The sequence below is a fragment of the Faecalibaculum rodentium genome (assembly GCF_001564455.1).
GTDB classification, from domain to species: Bacteria; Bacillota_I; Bacilli_A; order Erysipelotrichales; family Erysipelotrichaceae; genus Faecalibaculum; species Faecalibaculum rodentium.
This window is the reverse complement of record NZ_CP011391.1, coordinates 1,843,412-1,869,509: the sequence shown is the minus strand read 5'-3', so window position 1 is coordinate 1,869,509 and position 26,098 is coordinate 1,843,412. Positions and strand designations below refer to the sequence as shown.

Sequence of the window (26,098 nt, the reverse complement as noted above, 5' to 3'; positions counted from 1 at the left end):
TATCCGTTGCGATGGCAGTTTATAATGGTGAGAAGTATCTGGAAGTGCAGCTGGATTCCATAGTTCGTCAGACAAAACAGGCAGACGAAATCGTGATTGTTGATGACTGTTCCACAGACCAGTCTATGGAGATTATAAAAAAGTTTCAGGGAAAGCACCCAAATATCAGGGTATATAGAAACAAAAGCACTTTGGGATACAAAAAGAATTTCCGCGAAGTAATTCGTCTTTGCCAGGGAGATTTGATATTTCTAAGTGATCAGGACGATTTCTGGATGCCCGAGAAAGTTCATATCATGAGTGATATCATGGAAACTCATCCAGATATACAGGTTCTTGCATCCTCTTTTGAATTTATGGATGCAGACGGAAAGTCATATTCTGTCAAACTGCGAAAGGGAATGTCAAATAATAACCTGTATTTGAAACCTGTACAGGCAAACAGTCTTGTCTCCGTAACTTTTGATGAGTTTTGTAGCCATAACTATTTTCAGGGGTGTTCCATGGCATTATCTAAAACAGCAGCCAATGCTTATCTTGCGAATTGGACAGACAGAATTCCCCATGACTGGCTGATAGCGTTACTTGCAAGTCATGAAAATGGCTTTTATTTTCTTAATAAACCATTGTTCTGCTATCGGACCCACAGCCAGAATACGATTGGAATTCCCAAGGGGAAAAAAGCCGAAGAATGGGTCAGACTCAAATTTGCAGAAGATATGCGTGATGCCATGACTACAGTCCGGGATATATGGCCTGAAGAATTTAAGAAAAGTGACGTATATCAGAAGCGGATCCTCTTTGCAGATGCCCATATTCAGGCCCTACATAACAGATCGTTTTGGGATTTGATCTGGCAGAATTTGAATCCTGTATACCATGAACTAAAATCTGGAAGAGCCAGACTTATGGATCTTTACTTCGTTTTGTTTAAATGAAAAAAACACTTGGGTATCCGGAACACATCCGATTGTGCCCCTTCTAGCTGATATGGGAAAGGATGACTTATGAAAAGAAATAAGCGTTTGATTTTTATACTCATTCTTTTTGCCTTGGGTGTTGCGTTAGCTTTGATTTCTGGCAATACCCGGAATCATGAAACAGTTATTCTTGCTCAATTGGCTCCAAGTACGGAATCTCAAATGTGCGGTTATGTTCTATCGGACGGGGAAATAACAATTGTGTTTGATGGAGGTACAAAAGGAGATGCGGGGGAAGTCGTTGATGAAGTGAAAAAACTAAGTAACGACGATACGGTAGATGCCTGGTTTATCACCCATTATCATGAAGACCATACAGGAGCTCTTGCTCAAATACTATCCGAGCCAGATGCAATGATAAGAATCGAGAAAGTATATTGCAACTTCCCGCCATCTGATTTGATTCAACTGTATGATCCCGATTGTTATTCGGAGTATCAAATAATAGAAACGGCGCTGGAGTACGCCCCAGTTGTCGACGTTCCAGTTGAAGGGAACGAGTTTCAAATTGGAGAGTTTACTGTTTTCGTCCTTCAAAGCCCGGATGTAAGCATTACAACCAATTTTGGAAATAACAGTTCAACTATATACAAAGTCGAGACAGATGAAAGCAGCATTCTCATTTTAGGAGATGCAGGTATTGAAGCCGGTGACCGATTATTGAACGGACCATATAAAGCGAAAATAAAGAATATCGATTATCTTCAAATGGCACATCATGGTCAAAATGGCGTATCTGAGGAGGTTTATCGCTATATTAATCCTCGGAATTGTCTATGGCCTACACCCGCGTGGTTATGGGATGCTTCTGAGGACGAATATAAGACAAGAGAAACACGCAGATGGATGGATTCCATGAATGTTGCAAACCATTACGTTGCCAAAGATGGCTTAATAGAAATCAAACTCCAGCCATAAAATGATTGCATTGTGAGGTAAATAAATGAAGTTTTTACATATTCTGAAAGAGAATTCAAAACTTATATTATTCCTGTCGATAGATGATTTGAAAAAGCGCTATGCAGGTTCATCACTGGGTATATTCTGGGCTTTCGTACAGCCTTGTGTCACAATCCTGATTTACTGGTTCGTATTTCAGGTAGGATTAAAATCTACTGCTCCTGGAAATGGAAATATCCCTTTCATTGTATGGATCATGTGCGGGTTGATTCCCTGGTTCTTTTTCAGCGACTGTTTGAATGCCATAACAAACGTCTTTATTGAATATAGTTATCTTGTAAAAAAAGTTGTATTCAACATTGAAATATTACCGGTTATCAAACTGATTTCCTGCCTGGTCGTTCATCTGTTTTTTATCTTGCTGTTGCTGTTGGTCATGGCAATATTTGGCTATTTTCCTACATTGAGTTTTCTTCAGATTATCTACTACCTGATATGCTCCATTGCTCTTGTCCTTTCTCTTGGATATATATTCAGCAGCATAGCAGTATTCTTCCGTGACATGGGGCAGTTTGTTCAGGTAGCCCTTCAGGCAGGTATGTGGCTTACTCCTATTCTATGGGCTTTCAGCACGATTGAAGGAAACTGGTTTGCTCCGGTCTTTAAACTGAATCCAATGTTCTATATTGTGGAAGGGTATCGAACAGCCCTTCTTGACGGTATCTGGTTCTGGCAAAGAGGCTGGGTAACGGTGTATTTCTGGGCTTTGATCGTAGTACTGACATTCGTTGCCAACTATGTTTTCAAAAAACTCCGTCCCCATTTTGCAGATGTTCTGTAGGTGAAATATGAAAGAACAGAAAATGATTGTCGTAGATGATGTATCAAAAATTTATAATCTATATAACAATCCGGGAGACAGATTAAAAGAGGCTCTGTTTTCCAAAAAATCCAGACATAAGGAATTTAAGGCTCTGGACCATGTTTCCTTTGAGGTCAATAAAGGGGAAATTCTGGGAATTATTGGAAAAAATGGCAGCGGTAAATCAACAATTCTGAAAATTATCACCAATGTTTTGTCACCGTCAGCGGGAACTTGCCAGGTCAATGGAAAAATCGCAGCTCTCCTTGAATTGGGAGCAGGATTTAATCAGGAGTACACAGGGATTGAGAATATTTATCTGAATGGACAAATGATTGGATACTCCAGAGAAGAGATGGATGAAAAACTCCAGGATATTATTGATTTTGCGGATATAGGTGAGCATATAAATCAGCCTGTCAAGACTTATTCTTCAGGTATGTTCGCACGATTGGCCTTTTCAGTAGCTATTTCTGTAGATCCGGATATTCTCATAGTGGATGAAGCACTATCTGTTGGGGATGTTTTCTTTCAAAATAAATGTTATAAACGATTCGAAGATTTTAGAAACAGAGGGAAAACGATCCTCTTTGTCACTCATGATATGGGCAGTATTATCAAGTACTGTGATCGTGCGATTTTGCTGAATGCCGGAAGGAAAATATCGGAAGGCAACCCTCAGGAAATCGTGGATTTATATAAGCGTGTAATGGTTGGTCAATGGGATGGGAGAACACAGGAAGATCAGGAAAAAGTTCAGCAAGTTGTAGAAAAAATCAGTGGAAGCAGATGGAAGGACCAGCTGAATCTGAATCCGAAGGCGGATATCTATGGAGACGGTCGAGCCGATATTATAGATTTTGGAGTTTTCTCAAAATCTGGTGAACTGGGAAGCAATGTCTATAAAGGTGAAATTTTTGAAATCCGGGTAAAAGTCCAGGTCAATGAAGATCATTTGAATCCTATCGTGGCCTGGAAGTTTCGGGATGTGAAAGGAACTGAACTAACCGGCACAAATACTATGCTTGAGAATATCGATACTTCGAAAGTGAAAAAAGGAGATGTTTTGACGGTCTCTTTTAAGCAGAGAATGTATCTGCAGCCAGGACAATATTTATTGTCACTGGGATGCACCTCATTTGAAGGAGACAGATTTGTGGTTTTTTGCAGAAACTATGACTGCTGTACAGTAGGTGTGGTAGCTGAGAAAGGGACAGTGGGTGTATTTGACTCTGAGTCAAAAGTCACTGCCAGTATTGGGTGATCAATTAGGAGGGTGATTATGAAAGACTGTATTTCCTGTAATTCAGCGCTTAGTGAATCGGGTTATATGCAAAATGCTCTTCTCTGGATTCCCGGTATTGAAGATTTAAAGAGTCTGTATATTGGAAAAAATGGTGAGGCGGTTCGTACGGCACTGTCCAATGAATCTATCATCGAATCAGAATCTCTCGACATAATCAGCAGTGCTTCGGAATTATTTGATTTCATCATCTTTGACAACTCTCTGGATGATGAACGGGAAAAAAAGATGCGAATTGACCAGGCTTTGGAACTGCTGAATGAATCCGGGAAAGTTATCATAATTGCCCAAAACAAATTTGGATGCAGGGGGGTTACCAGTCTAGATCAATATAAAAGCCAGGAAAGCCATTTCCAGTTTTCATGGAAAGAATGGAGTCTGCTGCTGGAAAACTATGCCCAGAGGACAAAGAGCTATTTCCCATATCCTGACAGTTTTACAGCCGATTATCTGTTTTCCAAGAATCCGAAACGATCAGATTTACTGCATCCGGATTATAACTATTCAGGTCCGGCTTATCAGATTGCAGACAGTGGGAAATTCATGCAAAGCGCATTTGATGCAGGATATTTTGAGGACTTCACCAACAGTTATCTGTTTGTAATCAGCAAAGCTGATACTCCTGATATTGAATATGTCAAGTTCTCGCGGAATCGGAAACCGAGATTCCAGATTTATACAACCATCCAAAATCGTGTGACAGGAAAGGTAGTCATCAAACATCCAATCTATTCTGGTGGCAAAGATCATCTACAAAGAATGGTGGATTATCAATGCTACACAAATGATTATCAATCCAGTAACCTCAAATATTGTCCTGCGCGGATGGCAGGCGACAGTTGTATTTTTTCTTTTGTTGAAGGCAGATCACTGGACTCAGAATTGACCAATGCCGTTCAAAATAATGATTTTGAGACTGTCAGCCATATTATGGATATAGTCTGGGAAGCTGCGAGTTTTGGACCTGAATGTAAATTCACGCCGAATCAGGAGTTCCTGAATTTATTTGGAGATCATGATTATTCGATTCTTGAAGGCGAAATAAGCAGAGAGCAGAGCAATATTGATTTGGTACCTGGAAACATAATCGTCGGAGATGGTGGGACAATGACCATTATTGATTATGAATGGACATTTCCATTCTCTGTTCCAACCAAATTTATTCTGTTTCGCAGTATGCTGCACTCACCAGAATTCAACGATATGGAGAGTGAAATGAAAAACAGAATCTGGAAACAGTATGGGATTACAGATGAGATGCAGGAACTGTTCTGGAAAATGGAAGAATCCTTTCAGCAATACGTTTCAGACGGTACTCTATGGCAAAAGCTTGCTGAAGCCGGTGGCATTTCTGTACCAATACCGAATATACATACGCAGTTGATAGAATGTACTATTGAACAAGATTCCAAAAAGATCTGTAAATCCTTTTTGCTGAATCCGGATCTGTCTATCAGAGCTCATATTGAATCTGGATCAACAATCCATATTTGCTTTGAGCACAATGCAATGATGCGTATTCGAAAAATTGAGGTTGATGGGAAGCCGGTCGACTTTACAACGAACGCAGATATTGCTGAAGGCAATGAGTATATTTTTACCAGACAGCCTATCATTAGTATCGAGAATCCTGCTGGAAGCATGCTGGAACTGGATGCTCTGATATACAGTTATGATGATTCAGATATAACAACTGTTTCGAATCTTATGCAAACCAATCAACACTTGAATATCTCCATAGATGAGATTAAAGGGCAGTACGATGAGTTGTATTCAAAGACTAGTGTTCGGTTACTACGAAAATTGAGGTTATTATAATGGATGCTACGATTGTCATTCCAACCAAAAACGGGGGAGAGCTGTTTGAGAAAGTCCTGGATATGATTTATCGACAGGAGACGAATTACACATACGAAGTCGTATGTGTAGACAGCGGTTCACATGATAATACGGTGAATGTGATTCGAAAATATGGCTGTATTCTTAAACAGATACCGAAAGAAGAGTTTGGCCATGGAAAAACCAGAAATCTGGGAGCGAGTCTGGGAACGGGTGAATATATTTTATTTCTTACTCAAGATGCTTTGCCGGTTGATACTCACTGGCTTCAGAATTTTCTGGATGGAATGAAGAGTGATCCCGAGATTGTTGGTGGTTTTGGGATTCACTATCCATATCCGGATTGTAATCTTCTGGATAAACGAGATTTGGAACTTCATTTCCAGGGTTTTGGGGAAACAAATACTGTCTATCAGCTCAAAGATCCAGAGAGATATAAACAGGATGAAGGATACCGCCATTTACTGGCATTTTTTTCGGATAATAACTCCTGTGTTAAACGATGCGTATTTGAACAGAATCCATACGAAGACGTCAATTTTGCCGAAGATCAGATTTGGGCCAGGCAGATGATTGAAAAGGGTTATAAAAAGCTGTACTGCCCCACAGCAGCCGTTTTTCATTCGCACAATTATCCACTCGAAACTTATAGGATGCGTTATTACGACGAATATAAGGGATTGCTTGAACTGCATGGTTATGTCATGGTTCACAGCTGGAAAGAAGCTATAAAATTATTCCTCGTACTCGCACGAAGAGATATTCGATATTTGAAATCTCTGGACCTTTCAGGTCCAGAGAGGAAACAGTGGAACGGTTATGCAATCAAACGAAACTGGTATCGGGTAACTTCAGCCCTCAGAGCTGGACAATATCCAGGTTTATCTGAGTCCGATAAAGTGAAAATGGATAGAAAATACTCACAACAGTTGCAACAAAGGAGTGAATAGAATGAGAGCATTTGTGAAACGGGCAGTAAATTGTCTGAAAGTTCGTGGAGTGAAAGGGTCGATACAGCGGGCTGCCGAAGGACCACAAAAACGGGATATTCTGGGATTCTGGAACTTCATTGTAAACACTGATACTATCCCGTTTTCGTATGAGGACTACCAAAAAAACAAGGAAAAAAAGAAAACTCTGAACTGGGTAATTCCGGAAATGGGCAAAGGTTCCGGAGGGCATATCAATATATTCAGATTTATCAGCTATTTGGAGCAGAATGGTTTTCACAACAGGCTCTATATTGATCGGCCTGTAAATTTATATTCAAAGCAGGCCATGACAGAATTTGTTAGGGAAAATTTTAAAATACTTGATTCAAATGTTGATCTTTATCATAATACTGAAGATATGGAGTATGCAGATGCGATTGTGGCTACAAGCTGGCAAACCGCTTATTTTGTCCGCCGCTTTGACAACTGCATATCTAAATTCTATTTTATCCAGGACTATGAACCCTATTTTTACCCGCTTGGTTCCGAATATGAGTTTGCAGAGAATACGTACCGCTTCGGCTTTCGGGGTCTGACGGCAGGGACCTGGCTTCAAAATATATGTATCGAACAATTTGGGATGAAGGCAGACAGCTTCAGCTTTTCTTATGATAAAGACTTGTATTTTCCCAAGGAAAAAACAAATTCAACTACTCGAGTATTCTTCTATGCCCGTCCAGTAACTCCAAGAAGAGATTTCGAATTGGGATTGCTGGCATTGGAAGAATTATGCAAAAGGATGCCTGAAGTGGAAGTTGTGTTTGCGGGCTGGGATATTAATGAATATGTTATTCCATTCCGACATCAGAGTCTGGGTATTCTGGATATTTCGGAATTGTCCGATCTTTACAGTTCCTGTGACCTTTGCTTCGTTATTTCAAATACTAATCTGTCCCTGCTTCCTCTGGAAGTCATGGGATCGGGATCGGTAGCTGTGTGCTCAAAAGGGCCAAACAGTGAATGGCTCGTTAATTCACAAAATTCTGTTCTGGTGGATTATGATCCCTTGCAGATGGCATTGACGATGGAATGGTATTTAAAGCATCCTGAAGAACTGGCGAATATTCGGAAAAAGGGAATAGACTTCGCCTTGAAGACATCCTGGGAAAAAGAAGAGGAAATAGTCAGGAAAGCAATACTGAAAGGTATAAGTGAAGATGAGAAATGTATTGGTAATAGGTGGTAGTGGCTTCATTGGTTCGAATCTGATAAGAAAACTGAATCAGAAGGGGGAGTCTGTCACATCTTTTGATCTCCACCACACAGACTATCCCGTTGAAGGAGTTAAATATATGTCTGGAGATTTTTTTGATGATGAAAACCTGGAAAGAGCTCTTGATGGAATCGATGCTGTCTACCATTGCCTCAGTACTGTAAATCCTGGCAACTCCAACATTCGTTTCATGCAGGGATATGCCCGGGATTTTGTCCAGAGTGTTCATTTATTTGATCTCTGCATAAAGAGGGGAATCAAAGTGATATTTTTATCATCTGGCGGTACGATTTATGGTATTCAGAATGAGCAGCCTATTCGGGAAGATGCGGAATGTAAGCCAATTAACCATTATGGATCGGTTAAATTGTGTATTGAAAGTGTTATGAGAACGTTCAATACGCAAACGCATTCAAACATGTTAATCGCCCGAATTTCTAATCCTTATGGACCCGGGCAGGATTTTCATAAAGGTGTTGGATTTGTAGATGCGGCTGTGAAAAAAACACTGTCCCATGAGCCTATTGAGATATGGGGAGACGGTACAGTAATACGTGATTATATCTATATTGATGATGTAGTCGAGATGCTCTACGCTCTGCTGGATTATAACGGCGAACAGGAAGTTTTCAACGTTTCCAGCAATGAAGGTATTTCTTTAAATCAAGTTATCGAGTGTCTTCGAAAGCTGGGATATACGCCAAAAGTACAATATAAGGACTCAAGAAGTGTAGATGTTCCTGCTGTTGTTCTTGATAACGAGAAAATCAGAATGGTATATACAGGCCCATTAACTTCTTTTCAAGAAGGTTTGGCAAAATATACAGATTATCTTCAGCATAATGGATGGGAAAAGAGTCAGGACCAGGAATAGACGGAGAGCGAATCAACATATTTTGCTGGAATAAGGTAATTCTTTTATGAGTAAAATCTGACTTGGATGGAATGTATGAATATCAAAGAGTTCTCTCGCTTTACAGGCGTAACAGAAAAAACGTTAAGATATTTCGAAAAAACCGGACTTTTAAATCCAAATAGAAATCAAAACAATGGGTATCGTGAGTATTCTGAGGTTGATCTATATTCTATGCAGCAGATTTTATTGTTGCGGAAACTGGGATTCGCGTTGAACGAAATACAGAAAATATTATCCAGTAGTGACGATTTACCGAAATCCCTACTTCAGCAACATGAATTGACTCAGAAACAAATCATGAATCTCAGAGTCCTGGATGATGTATTGATCAGGATGATCAAACAAGCACGCTATGGCAATTTTTCCTGGGATGATGCATCTGTCTTTTTCAAGCTGATTCATAAAGAAACGAGCATCGCAGAAAACTATAGAGAGTCTAAAGATTTATCGATTCGAATTTCTCTTCATAGACAGTTTTCAAGCGAAAAAACACCATGGTTTCCCTGGGTAGCGAGTCATATACAACTTTTGACTGGCATGAAGGTGCTGGAAATTGGCTGTGGAAACGGGGAATTATGGAGTTCTTTCTCTTATGATTCAATCTCAGAATGTGATGTATTTCTGACTGATCAGTCAGAAGGCATGATAAAAGCAGTGAGAACCAGATTTGGACATCAGGTCAATACGATTGTCTGCAGTTGCGAAGCATTACCATTTAAAAACGATTATTTTGATATAGTAATTGCCAATCATGTTCTTTTCTATTTGGAAGATATTGATCAGGGACTATCTGAGATTTACCGTGTTCTCAAGCCAAAGGGGACAGTATTTTGCAGTACATATGGGAAAAATCATTTGGCTGAAATCACACAATTATGCAAGGACTATAATCCTAAAATAAGCTTATCGACAGAGTGTCTGCAGGATAAATTCGGTAAAGAGAATGGCAGTGAAATTCTTCGTAAATATTTCAAAGGGCTGAACAGATTTGATTTCTTTGGGTCACTCCAGATTAGCGAAAGACAGCCATTGATTGACTATATTCTCAGTTGTCATGGGAATCAGACTGAAATGCTAGTAAACAATCTGGAAGAATTCAGCAGTTATATTGATAAACAGCTGCAGCAGAATGGGAAGATAGAGGTTCAGAAAGACGCCTGTCTTTTTGTTGGCTATAAAACTTAATAAAATTAATATTACCTTAAAATGGTGTTCCTTGTTTTCCAGATACTTAGAGGCTTGAAGTATTAAAATTGTCATAGAAGGATGCTTGACCCTGACCTTAGGTCAGGGTTTATTGTGTTGATATTGGAGGTAAATTCCATGAAAGGCATTATTTTAGCAGGGGGAAGCGGAACCCGGCTTTACCCACTTACAAAAGTAACATCGAAGCAGCTGCTACCAATTTATGACAAGCCTATGATTTACTACTCCATGAGCATTCTCATGCAGGCAGGAATCAAGGATATCCTGATCATCTCCACACCGGAAGATACACCCCGATTTGAGGAACTTCTGGGGGATGGGCATCAGTATGGAGTGAACCTCTCTTATAAAGTACAGCCTTCGCCAGATGGACTTGCCCAGGCATTCATCCTCGGAGAAGAGTTCATTGGAGATGACTCAGTTGCCATGATACTGGGAGACAATATCTTCCATGGACACGGACTGACCAAAAGGCTCAGAGCTGCAGCTAACAGAGAAAATGGGGCTACAGTATTCGGATACTATGTCGAAGACCCGGAACGGTTTGGCGTTGTTGAGTTTGACAGCGATGGAAAAGCTGTATCGCTGGAAGAAAAACCCGAAGATCCCAAATCCAATTACGCTGTAACCGGATTGTATTTTTATGACAACAATGTTGTTGAGTATGCCAAGAATCTCAAGCCTAGTCCCCGCGGAGAGCTGGAGATAACAGATTTGAACCGGATTTATCTGGACAAAGGCAATCTGAACGTTACCCTTCTGGGAGATGGGTTCACCTGGCTGGATACAGGAACCCATCAGTCACTGGTAGATGCCACGAATTTCGTCAAAACCATTGAAGAACATCAGCATCGGAAGATCGCCTGTCTGGAAGAAATCGCATATGACAATGGATGGATCACACACGAAGATTTGGCTAGGACTTACGAGACATACAAAAAGAACCAGTATGGTGATTATCTGAAAAAAATACTGGACAGGAAATATATCAAGTAAAGGAGAGTCCGCATGAAAGTTACTGAAACAGCAATCCCTGGAGTACTGATTATTGATACAGATGTATTTGGTGATCATCGCGGTTATTTTACCGAGACATATTCAAAACCCAAATATGAAAAACTGGGGATCGATGTAGATTTTGTACAGGATAATATGTCCTTCAGCGCAACGCCGGGAACACTCCGCGGCCTGCATTGGCAGAATCCTCCCTATGCACAATCCAAACTGGTATCCTGTACAAAAGGCCGCGTGATTGACGTAGCCGTGGATATCCGAAAGGGAAGCCCATCATTTGGAAAATGGGTATCGGTAGAACTGTCAGAAGATAACCACCGGCAGTTTTTCATTCCTCAGGGATTTGCGCATGGCTTTCTGACACTGACACCGGATGTGGAATTCCGTTATAAGGTAGACAATGTATACAACAAGGAATCAGAAGGCGGAATGCGCTATGATGACCCAACAGTGAACGTAGACTGGGGCGCTCTACTGGAGGGGATAGAACCTGTATTGTCTGAAAAAGACATGAATGGTCCGACTCTGGAAAAGTCTGATAATCAGTTTGTATATGGAGAAAATTGCTAATATCTATCGCAAGAACAGAGAAGTAATAAATTACTTGATTTTTGGAGTACTCACAACCCTCGTCAATATAGCTGCCTTCACTATTTGCGCAGATGTACTCCATGTACAATATTTAATTTCTAACGTAATTGCGTGGATCCTCAGCGTGTTATTCGCCTATATCACCAATAGACGATATGTCTTCAACTCCGCCGCCGTAAATGTTGGGTGGGAAATTATAAAGTTTTTTTCATCTCGACTTTCAACCTTGGCATTGGATATGGCAGTTATGTGGTTCATGGTGGGTATTCTTCAGACAAATAATCTGATTGCAAAAATTATAGCCAATGTCCTGGTGGTGATAGCAAACTATGTACTCAGTAAAATATTTGTATTTACGGGAGGTACTGCAAAATGAATGAAAAAATTAGCGTTATCGTCCCATGTTATAACGAAGAAGAGGCCTTACCCTATTTCTATGAAGAGATTGTGAAAACCGCAAAGCACATGGATGTTTTCAAATTCGAGTTTCTGTTTGTGGATGATGGATCCAAAGATGATACATTGAAACTGCTGACGGACTTGTCCGAAAAAGATATCAGAGTTAAATATGTTTCATTTCCCAGAAACTTTGGAAAAGAAGCTGCAATTTATGCCGGTCTTCAAAACAGCAGCGGAGATTACTGTGTACTGATGGATGCAGATTTACAGGATCCTCCTGCTTTGCTGCCTGAAATGATGGAGGCAATCAGAGACGAAGGATATGACAGTGCTGCAACCCGGCGAGTAACGCGTAAGGGAGAACCACCAATCCGCTCGTTCTTTGCAAGAATGTTCTATCGAATTATCAACAGGATTTCCGATGCAGATATCGTTGATGGAGCCAGAGATTATAGATTAATGACCAGGCAGATGGTGGATACGATCCTGGACATGAAAGAATACAACAGGTTTTCCAAAGGGATATTTGGCTGGATTGGTTTCAATACCAAATGGATTGAATTTGAAAATATTGAGCGAGTGGCTGGAGAGACCAAATGGTCATTTTGGAAACTCTTTAAATATTCATTAGAGGGTATTACAGCTTTCAGCGTTCTTCCTTTGCAAATTGCCTCAGTGTTTGGAGTTCTGTTTTCGTTAATAGCTTTTATTATGATAATCGTAATTATTTTGCGGACAATCTTGTTTGGAGATCCTGTCAGTGGATGGCCATCAATGGTCTGTATAGTCATGTTGATTGGTGGAGTTCAGTTGCTCTCAATAGGGATTTTGGGACAATATGTATCCAAGACGTATTTGGAAACAAAACACAGACCAATCTACATTTGTAAAAGCAGTAACATTGATTTAAAAAGTAATGATAATGGCGAATGAGTATCCATACTTTCATTCCGGTTTTTGAGTGAGGTATGTATGAAAAATCAAAAAAACAAAAAAACAGACATATTATTTTTTTACCAGACACATTTGGGAATTCTCTTGGTCTCGGTTATACTAACTGTTTTGCTTTACTATCAGCAGGCTTTCAGCTTATCGGTACAAGTGGATACTGAGACCTTGATTAATGGGGGTCATTCACTAAACTGGCTTCAGATAGGAAGATTCGGTCTACATTATCTACAAGAGTTTTTAACACTGTGGCATTATGATCCCTTCTTTTCAGGATTTTTAATGCTGATCTTCTTCTCGGGCAGCAGTTTGATTTGGGTTTATCTGTTTTACTATGTCTCGGGTTATGAATGGTTGATCAATCCATACATCTTTCTTGCTGTTTATATGACGAGTCCAATTTGGGCCAGTCAATTTTACTTTTCTTTACAACAAGCGGGGATAAGTCTGGCATTCTGCTTATTATCCATTGCAGTCTTTTGCCAATTTCATTGGTTTACGCTGAAAAGCAATTTAGCAAGAATATTGTCTTTGTTTTTGACCATTTGCTTGTTAGTTCTTGTTTTTTCCTGTTATCAAGCTTTTGTAGCTGTGTTTGCAGTTGCAGTTTCATTTTGCTTATTACTGGCTTATCGTTCTTCGTATTTTGAGAGGGATTTGAGGAAGTTTATCCCTAATTCGCTTCTTATCATTGCTATTGGAATTATAAGTTTATTTATCTATTTTCTTCTATTGAAGTTGTATCCAACTGATGGATATTTAGATGGAATGTCATATTGGGATGAAGGAATTAGAGAAGCTCTAAAGAACTTATACCAATCAATAAAGAGTACGTTTCATTCCTATCGATATTATTATGGTCCTTTTATTATTATTGGTTTGATATCTATTGGATTGAAGGCAATTGCCAGGCGTGAAGAAACGCAATATATCATTGTTGAGTTTTTACTTATCTTAATAATGATAATGTCCAATTATCTCATGTTTCTATACTTGGGAGGAACTCCATTATTCAGAGCTCAATTAAGTGTTCCACTATTTACAGGGGCTTTTCTCTCGTATGCTTTCAAATATAAAAAGACATCCAATACGAACTGGCGAACAGTTACAAAAGGTATAATTGCCTGTAGCTTGGTCTTTCCAGTGATGCTGAATGCAAAAACTACATTAAGTTTATTTTATGCTGATGAAATGCGGGATGTTCGTGACAGGTTTTTAGCGCAGCAAATCAACCAGGAAATTCAAAAAATATCATCAGACTCCAATATAAATTCGATTTTTATTTACGGTAAGAGAATGGTTGAGTTGAATCCAGCCGCAACAGAAGCTTTGAATCTCGGCGTTGAGATGTTTCCTTCTTCGGATTTTTATTGGGATTGGAGGCCTGAATCTCCAGGCGCTGTATCTGGTCGTGGATCCGCTTATATCAATGCGGTATGTGGAACAAGATATGTACCAATACCTCAAGATAAGGTTGATCAGGCAACGCAAACAGCAATCACAATGCCCAGTTTCCCAAAAGACGGATCAGTCATTCAATTTAACGATTATTACATAGTCAAATTATCAGACTAGGAGGAATATTATGAAAATTTTAGTAACAGGCGGTGCCGGTTTTATCGGCGGTAACTTTGTACAGTACATGGTCAATAAATATCCAGAAGATCAAATTATCAATCTGGATGCTCTGACCTATGCAGGAAACCTGGAGACGCTGAAAAGTGTGGAAGACAAGCCCAACTATAAATTCGTAAAGGGCGACATTGCAGACCGGGAGTTCATCATGGATCTCTTCGAAAAGGAACGTCCGGACGTTGTGGTCAACTTTGCTGCAGAGTCACATGTAGACCGTTCCATTGAGGATCCTGAAATCTTTGTCAAAACCAACGTTCTGGGTACAACAACGCTGCTGGATGCATCTGTTAAGTACGGCGTAAAGCGGTATCACCAGGTTTCGACAGATGAAGTGTATGGTGATTTGCCGCTGGATCGCCCGGATCTGTTCTTCACCGAGAAAACTCCGCTGCACACAAGTTCTCCCTATTCCAGTGCCAAAGCTGCCGCTGATCTGTTTGTGCAGGCTTATCACCGAACCTATGGTCTGCCGACAACGATTTCCCGCTGCTCCAACAACTATGGCCCCTATCACTTCCCGGAAAAGCTGATTCCCCTGATCATTTCACGCGCACTGAATGATGAGACTATTCCTGTATATGGAACCGGCGAAAATGTCCGTGACTGGCTGCATGTCCATGATCATTGCACGGCCATCGATTTGATCATTCGAAACGGCAAAGTTGGGGAAGTCTACAATGTGGGAGGGCACAATGAACGAACCAACCTGGAAGTTGTCAAGACAGTCCTGAAAGCTCTCGACAAACCGGAAAGTCTGATCACATATGTGACGGACCGGAAAGGCCACGATATGCGGTATGCAATCGACCCGACAAAGCTGGAAAGAGAACTGGGGTGGGAGCCTGAATATACATTTGATACCGGTATTCCCCAGACCATCCAGTGGTATCTCGACAACAAAGAATGGTGGGAAAACATCATTTCTGGAGAGTATCAGAACTACTTCAAGGAAATGTATGTAGACAAAGGACGGGCTGAAGAATAATGAAAATTCTCGTTACTGGTTATAAGGGCCAGCTGGGCTATGATGTGGTAAATGAAGCCCAGAAGAGAGGTATTGAAGCAGTCGGTGTCGATATTAATGAAATGGACATTACCAATCCACAACAGGTACGTGACGTAATCACAGAAGGAAACTATGATGCTGTGGTGCATTGTGCTGCCTGGACAGCTGTGGACAAGGCAGAAGAACCTGAACTTTTTGAAAAGGTCAGAGCAGTCAATGCGATGGGTCCAAAGTACATATCCGACATTTGTCGGGAACTGGACATTCCAGTGATGTATTTCTCCACCGACTATGTCTTCGATGGGGAAGGGGACACTCCCTGGAATGAATACGATGAATTCGAACCTTTGAATGTCTATGGCGTAACCAAAGGTGAGGGGGAGAAATATATTGTTGAGAACCCTAAACATTTCATCATCCGAATTGCCTGGGTATTTGGAAAAAACGGCAACAACTTCATAAAGACTATGTTGCGTTTAGGTAAAGAACGCGGAGCTGTTTCTGTGGTAAACGATCAGATTGGCCTGCCGACCTATACCTATGATTTGGCGAAACTGGTTGTAGATATGATCCAGACAGAAGAGTATGGTACATATCACGCCACAAACTCTGGTGAATACATTTCCTGGTATGATTTCGCGAAGGAAATCTTCCGGCAGGCTGGAATGGATGTGGAGGTGACCCCTGTAGATTCTTCCCAGTTCCCGGCAAAGGCCAGACGTCCTCACAATTCAAGGATGAATCAGACCGAGCTGGATAAACATGGATTTGATCGTCTGCCATCCTGGCAGGATGCTTTGTCACGATATCTGGAAGTACTCAAATAAAGAATTGGAGCTGGATGTGTTCATCCAGCTCCAATGTTCATTACAGGGCATCGATATAGTAGGTGCCCGTTTCTTTGTCTTTCTTCCAGCCTACAGCTATATCCAGTTGCATTGGATCCTTCTTCACAAAATCTCCTGTATCGCAGACGATAGCCATCCCCAGTGTAGTTTTGATCAGACTTCCCCGGGGACGGGTTTCCAGATTCGCCGCCACCATCACATACTTACCGAGCATTTTCACTCCGTCTTCTCTGAGCCAGTATTCGTCGTTGTTGCCAATGCTGCGCATAATTCTGAGAACACCGTTCATGTTCAGATTGTAATAAGACTCATTTCCTGACGGGCCTTCCACGATTCCCAGCTTTGGAGTCAGGACCTGTCCATTCCAGTAATCGGCTTTGATTGGGTTGATCGGCTTTGTAGCCGTATCACTGATGTCACCGGCTGCGGCTCCGCTGAATGAGGATATTTTAACGAACTGCCAGTTCTGAGCATTGCTGCCGTTATTCGCATACAGTTGAATATTGCGGCCATTGACCGCATGAGCTCCAGACAGGTCAATCACATACCGATCGTTCCATGCCGAGGCAATTTGAATGAAGTTGCCGTTCTTCTTGAAGATCCATTTCTGGCTGTACGTCGAACCGGAAGACTGCAGAATGTTGGTTCCACTTTGCACAGAATTGGATGCAAGGCTCAAACAATGACCTGACTTCTGATTTTTGATTGTCGCATATCCTTTATCATCAAATGAGATCACCCATCTTTGAGCACTAGTATCATTATCTGCATACAGTTGAATGTTCGTTCGGTTGTTTGTATACCCCATGAATACATCGAGGTTATATCGACTATTTACTGCAGAATGAATTTCATAAATACCTTCATTGATTAGCCTTTTCCCACTGAGGGCCATTTTGTCCAATCGTGTTCTGGGATCTTCGGCCTTTGAGAACTCCCACCTTTGAGCTCTTGTATTATTGTCAGAGTATACCCAGACGTTGTTCGTGTTTGTCGTTCTGGCCATAAACAAATCCATAACCAGGTTCTTATCGAGTGCAGAAACGAGTTTGACACCATCATTGGTCTGTACTGCTATCCACAGCTGTGCTTTGGAACCATTCCAGTCAAAGAGCCGGATATTTGATCCCGGATGTCTGGCTCCTCCAGCGATATCAAGGACTTTACCGGAATTTGTATTGGTGATCTTCAGGAAATTGCCTGAGTGAGAAACCTGAAACAACTGTGCTTCAGTACCATTGCTGGTATAAATCTGAATATTGGTTCCATTTGCAGTTCCTGCATTGCTGGCATCGAGTACCTGGTTCGGGTTTAAGGTTGACCGGATAATATAATATCCATCATTTACCACATCTTTATTGGCAGCGGCCAATTGATCAATCTCCCTGGCTATCAATTCCAGATCCATCAGTTTCCATGCCTGAGCCTTGGTGCCATTTCTGGTATAAAGCTGAAGTTTGCTGTTGTTTGTGAAATAACCGCCAGTTACATCCAGAACGTACTGAGAGTTTATGGAAGATGAAATTACATAGCCATTGGATGTGGCCCGGATCATCCATAGACAAGATCCGCTATTTTTATATCTCTGCTGGGTAAGTTTCAATCCATTTTCTATTTTTCGCCAGTCTGCGTCACTCGTCAGATAAAGGCCGGAGTTTTTGTTCTGGATTGTATAATAGCCATTTGCCTGACGCTTGATGACATATTGCTGACCAAGAGTATTGTTGTCAGCGTAGATCTGCAGTTGAGCCCCTGAACTTTTGGAAGCATTTATAACATCCATCACAAGACTCGTATTCCCGCTGCTTTGAAGCGTGTATGTTGAGTCTCGAATCACGTTATTGACAATATAAAACGTCCGGGAAATCGTTCCCTTGTAGAAACCTTTACCGGTAACTGTAATCCGTGCTTCTCCGGCATTGGTATTGTTGGCATAGCTGACAGTATAGTCCCGGCCTTCCTGCAGCTGGACATAGCTGCCGTTCTGATAGAAACCGACAATCGGATTTCCCCTGACTGCTGATCCGGTATAGGCCTGGTCACCAATCACGACTGTGCCATAGGCAGCAAGAGATGAATGGATGGTGGCAATGTTTCTTTTTCCCAGTGCAAAGAAAGGGCCGTTGTTGAGGTTGTCATCAGGATCCGTAGATTTCACATTCCAGATGTCATTCAGGCTGAACCAGCCACACTGCGATGTCTGATAAGGGTCGTACACCTGCACCTGTCCATTCCTGTAGCCCGTCAGGTAAATCTGATGGGTGGAACCATACCATGGACACCAGCGGCTGTATCCCACACCGCCAACGACAATGTTGCCTTCCAGCAGGGACTGCGCTATGGAATTCAGTGTCAGCCCTTCCTTGTATGTCAGGCCATACTTGTTCGATGCATATTTCCATACTGAGGCAATGGTGCCGGGGACTCTGCCGTTGTAGTACCCGGCGTTGTGACAGTCAATGGCAATGTCCACAGGAGAATAGTTTGTATTGTTGAAATAATTGACAACGGTGGTCAAAGACATCATCGTGCAGGCTGTGCTTCCCATGGTCCCCTGGCCAATGACATAGCCTGACCATCGCGGATCCAGCTGATTATAATAGGGAATGTTCTGACAGTTCATGCTGTTGATTGCGCCTGTGCTGTCAGCGGTGAAGGTCTGTTTATCCACCGTGAATGAGCCCGTCTGGATTTTGCCATTGGAAGCACAGTAGAGGAGTCTGCCGTCATAGTACATGAAACCCTTCAGGGCATTACCCGCATTGTCGAACAGATACCGGTCCTGCCCAATTGTGGTTTCACCGGTTGAAACGACACCGTTTACATAATATTTGTTGTTCACCCATCCATTGGTGGGACCTGCAGCTGCGCGCAGAGGGGCTTTGGCAACGTTCAGCTTGGCCTCTGTCAGAGCAGCCTGATCACCTGGTTCTGCGGTCAGAGAGTCATTTTTATCACCTTTGGCTTCCGGAGATATTTCATCAGAGTCTTCAGATGAAACGGAACCATCTGTATCATCCACATTATCGGAAGCTGCTGCATCTTCATCAGTCTTTTCTGTTTCTGTCGGAACAGCGGGTTTTTCCGGACTGCTCTTGTCAGTCAGATTTGCGGCTTTCCCGTCAATGGCGGCAGGATCAGCCAATTCCGTATCGGCAGACTGTTCAGTGACGGCTGTTGGTTCAGCAGGGGCTTCGGGAAGGACTATCGAATCATCGGCAATATTTTTATCTTCGGACACCGCTTCTTCGAACCGCGGAAGAGGCTCTTCGTCGGTCATTGCGTATACTTGATCGTTCAACACTGCCCAGCCACTGGCAATGCCCATCATGGAAGCTGTCAGCATCAATATGTCTTTTCTCTTCATAATTTCGCTTCTCCTGTTACACTTTCTATATATTGTATCAACAAAGCGCTGGTGAAACTCTCTGAATTGTGCACAATTGTATCCCAAAGATACATTGGCTCTTTGATGGTGCGGGTCAGACTGCGGCGTACAGCCGGAGATGGCGGTCCAGAATACGGCTGTTTGTGAGTCAAACAGCCGCACAAACCTAAGAGTTTCAACAGGTTCGGACCAGATACATACAGTATTGTTGTCTGGACACCTGCCTGTGTTACACTGAATTCAACAGGGGATATCTGAAGATGAAAAAACGTAGAGTGAATTATAGAAATCTGGCTATTCTGGCCGGAATGTTGCTGCTGACCCTGCTTCTTGTAATATTCCTGTTTTCCATGCTGTTCAGAGGCTGCTCGGGTAAGGGGAATGCCGAAGGGGGGAAAACCGTAGAGACCACACAAAACAAAGATTCTGCCATTGTGACGTTTGGTGACAAGGCTGGAGGTACCGAGATCAATCTGGACAACCAGTGTGGCCAGGCCATTGTTTCCTTTAAAGTCCGCGGATCAGACAGCGATGACTTTGGAGACAATCTGCTGGGGGATTCCAGAATCAAAAACAAATCCACGGCAAAATGGTACGCAAAAGCAGAGGATGCTTCCATGAACGTGGAAGTCAAGCTGGCAAACTATACCAGTTTTGTTCTCCATGACATTCCAGTCTCCAAATTCAACGGGCTGGTCACCATCAAGTACAAAGATGGTGTGGGGTATCTCGAATACAAGCCGAAGGATTCGGAAAACACCATCAGCACCTATCAGGAAGAGCTGAAATACAAGGATCAGGCTGATTCAGATTCAAAACAGTCAGATACACAGCAAAATCCGGCCCCGGGACAGACAGCCCCCGCCCAGGAGGAACCGGCGGTGACAGATGATACAACCGGCTATGACGAAACCTGGTCTGAAACAGGTGAAGGATCATCAGTGGTGGATGACTCCTATGACGATGGCACTTATTCAGACGGAACCGTGGATGAAGGCTATACAGAGGATGGAACCGGATATGACGACACATCCACGGGAGAAGACTATGGCTATTGACCGGATCTGACCGATCCGGTTTTTTCTGATCCGATGCAGACAGCGATGAGTCGGTCCTTTCAGAGTGACAGGAGTAAATTTCCGCCAGATGTACCGAAATGCAGATAATATGTACTCATTTGTGTCAAGGAACGGTTCACTGTTTCTACCTGTTGTACCAACAGATGTTATAATTGCTCTTAGAGAGATTAATTTTTGAGAGAGTTTTTATGAAGAGAGTGATCATCATTTCTGACGAACCGGCCATCCGAAATCAGCTGGCTGAACGCGTGAAGGCCATATTGGGGGATCAGACAAAGATCCGGCTGCAGACCGGCAAAGATGCCGCTTTGCAGATCCGGGATGCTGATCTGATTCTGATTCACACCCGCATGTCCCGCGCCTCGTCTCTGGAAGTCGCAAAACGAATGAAAAAGGAAAACCCCGCAGCACTGCTGGTATTTTTCTCCGAAAACCAGGAAGATGTGGATTTCATCCTGGGGTCGGAGTTTGACAGCTTTCTGTGGCTGAATGATTCAGAGGACCGGCTGCCTGCGATGCTTCAGACTTTCTCCAGACGATATGCGGACCGAATCGAGCATTTCATCCGGGTCAAGCGTCGCAACCGGCGACAGCTGCTGCCCAAAAACAGGATCCTGTATGTGGAGCGGGATTACCGGAAAATCATTTTTCACATGGAAGACGGGGAGCTGGTTTCGGTGTATTCCACCATGGATGAAGTTCTGCAGGAACTGGATGATTCCTATCTTCGGATCCACAACAGCTATGTGGTGCAGGAAAAAGCCATCCGTGAGCTGCACCGGGATTTTCTCAAGCTCAAGGATGGTTCGCTGATTCCAGTCAGCCGGACCTATGCAGCCAGGGCAAAACAAAGGATTTTTCCGGATCTGAAGGCCTGAAATCAAGCAGGCCTTTTCTTCGTGTGCCCGGCATGGCATACATCCAGGTGGTGAAAGTCCACTATGGGAGCGTATCATCGCAACCGCTAACCATTAGCTCAAGGCAAGGGGCTCACTGGTAACAGGAGTTCTGAAAGAAGCCCGGCGGCAAAGTTCCGGCCTGAGGAACACGAACCGCATATAAGGCCACAGACGGAGACGAGCGTGCGAAACAGCGCAAAGTCGTAATAGTTGCGGATGACTGTCTGGGGTAAATGCGGCAGGTATATGGAATGAAAGATGTATGACCTTACCCGGGGAGGTCCTGCCAGCGAGAGGAATCATCAAACCATGATGACCCCCTTCCCGCAGTAATAACGAATGGCAGGAAGTCAGCCGAGGCCATAGTAGCGAAGAAGTCCCTGTAATGGGGATGGAGTGAAGGGCCGAACGTACAATTTACTGCAAATATCAGGAATGCGTCCTGCACAACAAACCGACAAAGGACAAACCCGGAGAGCCCCTGAAGATGAGTAAGGAAGGGCAGTGCAGGAACACGTGAAAGAAAGGAGCAGCCATGAACCAGACCAGACTGATACAGCCGGAAGACCTGAGCACTCAGGAAATCTTCTCCATGGAGAACCTGACCAATGCGTGCAGACAGGTACGACGAAACAACGGAGCGGCGGGAGTAGATGGGGTCAAAGCCAGAGAACTCCCTGTGTGCCCCGGAGAGTACTGGGAACAGTTGCGGGAACAGATACTGGACCGCAGCTATAAACCACTGCCAGCCAAAAGGACCGATATCCCGAAACCGGATGGGAGCATGCGGGGACTGAATGTCCCGGCAGCCAGAGACAGAGTCGTGCAGGCTTGTCTGGCAAGCTATCTGGATTACAGGAAGGACTTCGAGATGAGCAACAGCTCATACGGGTTCAGGAAGAACAGGAGATGTGAACAGGCGATACTGAAAGGCCTCGAGTTCATGAACGACGGGTATGACTGGATCGTCGACATCGACCTGAGGAAATTCTTCGATACGGTAGACCAGGACAGACTGATCCGCCTGATAGACAACCTGTTCCATAACAGGGACGTCACGTCGCTGACAAGGAAGTTCGTCAGAGCGGGAGTCATGATAGACGGAAGGCTTGTCAGGACAGAAAGAGGCATCCCGCAGGGAGGGCCGCTTTCGCCGGTACTGGCCAACATCTATCTGGACCAGGCAGACAAGGAACTGGAAAGCAGAGGGCTGAGATTCACGAGATACGCAGACGATATGCTCATCTATGTGAAATCGGAAGCCGCCGCCAACAGAGTGATGAAGTCATTCAGCAACTATCTTGAAAAGAAGCTGAAGCTGGAAGTGAATGCTTCAAAATCGAAAGTGGCCAGACCGGATGAAGTGAAATATCTGGGGTTTGGCTTCAAAAGGAACAAAAGGGAATGGAAGGCGATACCGCATGAGAAGTCCATTCATGAGTTCGAGCAGAAGATAATGAAGCTGACAAAACGGAACTGGAGCGTATCTCTTGAGGAGAGGATTGAAAAAATCAATCAGGTCATCAGGGGATGGAACAATTATTTCAGGTGTGCATGGCTGTATAAAGAAACGGTGCGCAAACTGGACAGCAAGCTCCGGAGAAGAATCAGGGCCATCATCTGGAAGCAGTGGAAAAGCATCAGGAAAAAAGAAGAGAGCCTTGTCAGGCTGGGATGTCCCAGAGACAAGGCTCACTCATATGCGTGTGCTCGGCAGGGATATGTCAGGTGCGCAACTACATTCCTGAACAAGTATATCAGAAATATACACCTGAAGAAGAAAGGCCTTCTATCCATGGAGGAATACTTCGATACGGTGGCAGAAAGGTTCATGAAAACATTTGTACGAACCGCCCAGTGCCGAACGGCACGCTGGGTGGTGTGAGAGGGTCAGATGACACCTACTCGATTTTCTCGCCCAGTCACATTCTTTTTGGACAGCCACTGCCGACAGGATACTGTCAGCGGGGATGATATTGAACAATTTGTCCATCGACCCAGAGCGTATGTTGAAATGAATAAATACAGTCAGTATGATGAACAGGTACTGAAAGTGAGGAAGAGAGTATGTGGATCGCGGTTTTGACAGTGAGTCTGATACTGTACATCCTGTTGAATATCATCTTATATGCCAGCTACTACTTTACATCCCAGCTTTCCCTGGGCAGCTTCGCGCAGGTTCTGTATACCATGCAGAACTCCATGTCCGGATCGGAGAGTACCTGGTCGGAAGCGGTGGGTGGTTTTTTTGTCCGACAGTGGCCCTGGCTGCTGCTGGGCATACTGGTTTATGCCGGTTTGCTGTGGCTGTATCTGAAACAGAAAAAAACAGGCGAAGCGGGAAACAAAACCATGAAGCAGCTGAAGACCGGATTTCTTGGCCTGGTCGCCACGCTGACTGCTCTGAATGGTATTTACGGGTATCAGCTTTACAATATGTTCGGGATAGACAAATACAATGAAAGTCAGGCGAAGTCTTCGGACCTGTATGAGAATTATTATGCGGATCCAAGAACGACAAAGATTGAATTCCCTGAAAAAAAGCGCAATCTGATCTATATCATCTGCGAATCCATGGAGAGCACATTCGCAGATCCGTCAGCCGGTGGCGGATTCAAAAAGAGTCTGATTCCAGAGCTGACAAAACTGGCCAAGGAGAATACAGATTTTTCCAGTGATCCCAAAACGCTGAACGGTGGTCTGACACCGGGAAATACCGGCTGGACCATTGCAGGAATCACGGCACAGTCCATGGGAATTCCTTTGAATGTTGGAAATTCAGACTTCAACCGGAATTTTGAAGATGAGAGCCAGTTTCTGCCTTATGTGGTGGGACTGGGGGACATCCTGAAAGAACAGGGATACAGCAATTTCTTTATGTGCGGATCTGAGGCAGAATTTGCAGGGCGCAAAAACTACTATGAGCAGCACGGCGATTACACGATTTATGATTATAATACAGCCAAGAAAGACAAGATCATTCCCCAGGACTACCGTGTCTGGTGGGGGATGGAAGATGAAAAGCTGTTTGCCTATGCCGAAAAGGAACTGACCGAGATTGCAAAGAAAGACGAGCCTTTCAATATCACCATGCTTACGGTCGATACACATTTCACAGGGGGATACCTGTGTCCGGACTGTCCAGATGACTTTGAGAATCAATACGAAAATGTCATTCGCTGTTCGGATCACAAGGTCACGGAATTTGTAAAATGGATCCAGAAGCAGGATTTCTATAAAGACACCACAATCATCATCGCCGGGGATCACAAAAGCATGGATGGCATGGTGAATGAAAACATTCCGGAAGGTTACGAGCGGAAGACCTTCTTTACTGTCATCAACGGTCCGGAGTATACACTGAACACAACCCGGCAATATGCCACGCTGGATATATATCCAACGATCATAGAAGCGCTCGGGGCTTCCATAGAGGGAGACCGCCTGGGTCTTGGGACCAGTCTTTACAGCAGGACTCCCACCCTGATTGAAGAGCTTGGCTTTGAGGCATTCAATGAACAGCTCAATCAGCGCTCAGAGTTCTATGATTCTGTCATCCTGAATGGGGACGAATCGAAGATTTCCAAACCGGATGAGGAGAACGGAGACTCAAAAGAAGAAGAGAATTACGAACAGCAGGAAACACCGGTCACCATCACAGCCCAGGAATATCAGGAAAACCGTGACAGTTTCACGGACCCCGGCTATGTCTGGACCCCGCCTGTACAGGATCCGGTATACGATCCTGGAATCACATACCCTGATCCGGGAACACCGGAAGTACCCTCTGAACCTTCCACAGGCGGCGACAATACAGGGACCACAACTCCGCCGTCCGGGGGTGATAACACTGGAGGTGAATCCGGTGGAACAACGCCGCCTGAGTCAGGGGGAGAGGGAGGCAATACAGGCACCAATCCACCTTCAGGTGGAGATTCCGGAGGAACCGCAACCCCTGATCCGGGTGGTGAAGGAGGAGGAACCAATCCTCCTTCCATTGGCGGCGAGACTGGCGAAACCGGAACCACCACACCTCCGGCGGATCCCGGAACGGCCGGTCAGACAGAAACGCCCCAATAA

Annotated in this window: 21 protein-coding genes; 20 read left to right on the top strand and 1 reads right to left on the bottom strand. The window is 43.5% G+C overall.

Annotated features, from left to right (window positions below):
- The first annotated feature begins 11 nt into the window (after positions 1 to 11).
- From aalo17_RS09145 to rfbD, 16 genes are all read left to right on the top strand, one after another.
- On the top strand, positions 12 to 938 hold the full coding sequence (locus aalo17_RS09145; RefSeq protein WP_158507773.1) for a glycosyltransferase: 927 nt from the start codon (positions 12 to 14) through the stop codon (positions 936 to 938).
- Positions 939 to 1,007: 69 nt separating this feature from the next.
- Entirely contained in the window at positions 1,008 to 1,898 is an 891-nt protein-coding gene (locus aalo17_RS09140; protein WP_067558552.1) for a ComEC/Rec2 family competence protein, read from the top strand.
- A gap of 25 nt (positions 1,899 to 1,923) precedes the next feature.
- Positions 1,924 to 2,721 carry an ABC transporter permease gene (locus aalo17_RS09135; protein ID WP_067558550.1) on the top strand — a complete coding sequence of 266 codons (798 nt, stop codon included), beginning with the start codon at positions 1,924 to 1,926 and terminating at the stop codon, positions 2,719 to 2,721.
- A 7-nt stretch (positions 2,722 to 2,728) separates the two neighbouring features.
- Positions 2,729 to 4,006: an ABC transporter ATP-binding protein gene (locus tag aalo17_RS09130; RefSeq protein WP_067558547.1), complete on the top strand. Its 1,278-nt coding sequence runs from the start codon at positions 2,729 to 2,731 to the stop codon at positions 4,004 to 4,006.
- Positions 4,007 to 4,024: 18 nt separating this feature from the next.
- Positions 4,025 to 5,863 carry a hypothetical protein gene (locus aalo17_RS09125; RefSeq protein ID WP_145907633.1) on the top strand — a complete coding sequence of 613 codons (1,839 nt, stop codon included), beginning with the start codon at positions 4,025 to 4,027 and terminating at the stop codon, positions 5,861 to 5,863.
- On the top strand, positions 5,863 to 6,834 hold the full coding sequence (locus aalo17_RS09120) for a glycosyltransferase family A protein (protein ID WP_067558541.1): 972 nt from the start codon (positions 5,863 to 5,865) through the stop codon (positions 6,832 to 6,834). Before aalo17_RS09125 ends, aalo17_RS09120 begins: the two co-directional genes overlap by 1 nt.
- Before the next feature lies 1 nt (position 6,835).
- The gene (locus aalo17_RS09115) at positions 6,836 to 8,062 is read left to right on the top strand and encodes a rhamnosyltransferase WsaF family glycosyltransferase (RefSeq protein WP_067558539.1); all 1,227 of its coding nucleotides are present in this window, start codon (positions 6,836 to 6,838) and stop codon (positions 8,060 to 8,062) included.
- A complete protein-coding gene (locus aalo17_RS09110) occupies positions 8,034 to 8,963 on the top strand; it encodes an NAD-dependent epimerase/dehydratase family protein (RefSeq protein ID WP_067558536.1) in 930 nt (309 codons plus the stop codon). The genes aalo17_RS09115 and aalo17_RS09110 overlap by 29 nt, the downstream gene beginning before the upstream one ends.
- Positions 8,964 to 9,038: 75 nt before the next feature.
- A complete protein-coding gene (locus tag aalo17_RS09105; RefSeq protein WP_067558533.1) occupies positions 9,039 to 10,190 on the top strand; it encodes a MerR family transcriptional regulator in 1,152 nt (383 codons plus the stop codon).
- Positions 10,191 to 10,328: 138 nt separating this feature from the next.
- Positions 10,329 to 11,207, top strand: coding sequence for a glucose-1-phosphate thymidylyltransferase RfbA (rfbA, locus tag aalo17_RS09100; protein ID WP_067558531.1), 879 nt, complete (start codon positions 10,329 to 10,331; stop codon positions 11,205 to 11,207).
- A gap of 12 nt (positions 11,208 to 11,219) precedes the next feature.
- A complete protein-coding gene (gene rfbC, locus aalo17_RS09095; protein WP_067558528.1) occupies positions 11,220 to 11,795 on the top strand; it encodes a dTDP-4-dehydrorhamnose 3,5-epimerase in 576 nt (191 codons plus the stop codon).
- Positions 11,779 to 12,192 carry a GtrA family protein gene (locus tag aalo17_RS09090; RefSeq protein ID WP_067558525.1) on the top strand — a complete coding sequence of 138 codons (414 nt, stop codon included), beginning with the start codon at positions 11,779 to 11,781 and terminating at the stop codon, positions 12,190 to 12,192. Before rfbC ends, aalo17_RS09090 begins: the two co-directional genes overlap by 17 nt.
- The gene (locus aalo17_RS09085) at positions 12,189 to 13,148 is read left to right on the top strand and encodes a glycosyltransferase family 2 protein (RefSeq protein WP_067558522.1); all 960 of its coding nucleotides are present in this window, start codon (positions 12,189 to 12,191) and stop codon (positions 13,146 to 13,148) included. The genes aalo17_RS09090 and aalo17_RS09085 overlap by 4 nt, the downstream gene beginning before the upstream one ends.
- Positions 13,149 to 13,187: 39 nt before the next feature.
- Positions 13,188 to 14,738: a glucosyltransferase domain-containing protein gene (locus tag aalo17_RS09080; protein WP_067558519.1), complete on the top strand. Its 1,551-nt coding sequence runs from the start codon at positions 13,188 to 13,190 to the stop codon at positions 14,736 to 14,738.
- A 10-nt stretch (positions 14,739 to 14,748) separates the two neighbouring features.
- The gene (gene rfbB, locus aalo17_RS09075) at positions 14,749 to 15,783 is read left to right on the top strand and encodes a dTDP-glucose 4,6-dehydratase (protein WP_067558516.1); all 1,035 of its coding nucleotides are present in this window, start codon (positions 14,749 to 14,751) and stop codon (positions 15,781 to 15,783) included.
- Positions 15,783 to 16,631, top strand: coding sequence for a dTDP-4-dehydrorhamnose reductase (gene rfbD, locus aalo17_RS09070; RefSeq protein ID WP_067558513.1), 849 nt, complete (start codon positions 15,783 to 15,785; stop codon positions 16,629 to 16,631). The genes rfbB and rfbD overlap by 1 nt, the downstream gene beginning before the upstream one ends.
- A 40-nt stretch (positions 16,632 to 16,671) precedes the next feature.
- Here rfbD and aalo17_RS09065 read toward each other — a convergent pair whose 3' ends face one another.
- Positions 16,672 to 20,019 (bottom strand): RICIN domain-containing protein, encoded by a 3,348-nt coding sequence (locus aalo17_RS09065; protein ID WP_067558511.1) that lies wholly within the window; start codon positions 20,017 to 20,019, stop codon positions 16,672 to 16,674.
- Positions 20,020 to 20,300: 281 nt separating this feature from the next.
- Between aalo17_RS09065 and aalo17_RS09060 the strand changes: the two genes are divergently transcribed.
- The 4 genes from aalo17_RS09060 (at position 20,301) to aalo17_RS09045 (ending at position 26,098) form a co-directional block, all read left to right on the top strand.
- Entirely contained in the window at positions 20,301 to 21,098 is a 798-nt protein-coding gene (locus tag aalo17_RS09060) for a hypothetical protein (protein WP_067558506.1), read from the top strand.
- 209 nt (positions 21,099 to 21,307) lie between these two features.
- Entirely contained in the window at positions 21,308 to 21,997 is a 690-nt protein-coding gene (locus tag aalo17_RS09055) for a LytR/AlgR family response regulator transcription factor (protein WP_067558504.1), read from the top strand.
- Between the two features lie 556 nt (positions 21,998 to 22,553).
- Positions 22,554 to 23,903 (top strand): group II intron reverse transcriptase/maturase, encoded by a 1,350-nt coding sequence (ltrA, locus tag aalo17_RS09050; protein ID WP_067558501.1) that lies wholly within the window; start codon positions 22,554 to 22,556, stop codon positions 23,901 to 23,903.
- 182 nt (positions 23,904 to 24,085) lie between these two features.
- Positions 24,086 to 26,098 (top strand): LTA synthase family protein, encoded by a 2,013-nt coding sequence (locus tag aalo17_RS09045; RefSeq protein WP_067558498.1) that lies wholly within the window; start codon positions 24,086 to 24,088, stop codon positions 26,096 to 26,098.

What these genes read in the sequence shown, in the direction of transcription:
- aalo17_RS09125 (WP_145907633.1), top strand. Translation starts at nt 4,025, where the DNA reads ATGAAAGACTGTATTTCCTGTAATTCAGCGCTTAGTGAATCGGGTTAT.
- aalo17_RS09135 (WP_067558550.1), top strand. Translation starts at nt 1,924, where the DNA reads ATGAAGTTTTTACATATTCTGAAAGAGAATTCAAAACTTATATTATTC.
- aalo17_RS09120 (WP_067558541.1), top strand. Translation starts at nt 5,863, where the DNA reads ATGGATGCTACGATTGTCATTCCAACCAAAAACGGGGGAGAGCTGTTT.
- rfbC (WP_067558528.1), top strand. Translation starts at nt 11,220, where the DNA reads ATGAAAGTTACTGAAACAGCAATCCCTGGAGTACTGATTATTGATACA.
- aalo17_RS09105 (WP_067558533.1), top strand. Translation starts at nt 9,039, where the DNA reads ATGAATATCAAAGAGTTCTCTCGCTTTACAGGCGTAACAGAAAAAACG.
- rfbB (WP_067558516.1), top strand. Translation starts at nt 14,749, where the DNA reads ATGAAAATTTTAGTAACAGGCGGTGCCGGTTTTATCGGCGGTAACTTT.
- aalo17_RS09080 (WP_067558519.1), top strand. Translation starts at nt 13,188, where the DNA reads ATGAAAAATCAAAAAAACAAAAAAACAGACATATTATTTTTTTACCAG.
- rfbA (WP_067558531.1), top strand. Translation starts at nt 10,329, where the DNA reads ATGAAAGGCATTATTTTAGCAGGGGGAAGCGGAACCCGGCTTTACCCA.
- aalo17_RS09115 (WP_067558539.1), top strand. Translation starts at nt 6,836, where the DNA reads ATGAGAGCATTTGTGAAACGGGCAGTAAATTGTCTGAAAGTTCGTGGA.
- aalo17_RS09110 (WP_067558536.1), top strand. Translation starts at nt 8,034, where the DNA reads ATGAGAAATGTATTGGTAATAGGTGGTAGTGGCTTCATTGGTTCGAAT.
- aalo17_RS09140 (WP_067558552.1), top strand. Translation starts at nt 1,008, where the DNA reads ATGAAAAGAAATAAGCGTTTGATTTTTATACTCATTCTTTTTGCCTTG.
- aalo17_RS09130 (WP_067558547.1), top strand. Translation starts at nt 2,729, where the DNA reads ATGAAAGAACAGAAAATGATTGTCGTAGATGATGTATCAAAAATTTAT.
- aalo17_RS09060 (WP_067558506.1), top strand. Translation starts at nt 20,301, where the DNA reads ATGAAAAAACGTAGAGTGAATTATAGAAATCTGGCTATTCTGGCCGGA.
- aalo17_RS09090 (WP_067558525.1), top strand. Translation starts at nt 11,779, where the DNA reads ATGGAGAAAATTGCTAATATCTATCGCAAGAACAGAGAAGTAATAAAT.
- ltrA (WP_067558501.1), top strand. Translation starts at nt 22,554, where the DNA reads ATGAACCAGACCAGACTGATACAGCCGGAAGACCTGAGCACTCAGGAA.
- aalo17_RS09055 (WP_067558504.1), top strand. Translation starts at nt 21,308, where the DNA reads ATGAAGAGAGTGATCATCATTTCTGACGAACCGGCCATCCGAAATCAG.
- aalo17_RS09145 (WP_158507773.1), top strand. Translation starts at nt 12, where the DNA reads ATGGCAGTTTATAATGGTGAGAAGTATCTGGAAGTGCAGCTGGATTCC.
- aalo17_RS09085 (WP_067558522.1), top strand. Translation starts at nt 12,189, where the DNA reads ATGAATGAAAAAATTAGCGTTATCGTCCCATGTTATAACGAAGAAGAG.
- aalo17_RS09065 (WP_067558511.1), bottom strand. Translation starts at nt 20,019, where the DNA reads ATGAAGAGAAAAGACATATTGATGCTGACAGCTTCCATGATGGGCATT.
- rfbD (WP_067558513.1), top strand. Translation starts at nt 15,783, where the DNA reads ATGAAAATTCTCGTTACTGGTTATAAGGGCCAGCTGGGCTATGATGTG.
- aalo17_RS09045 (WP_067558498.1), top strand. Translation starts at nt 24,086, where the DNA reads ATGTGGATCGCGGTTTTGACAGTGAGTCTGATACTGTACATCCTGTTG.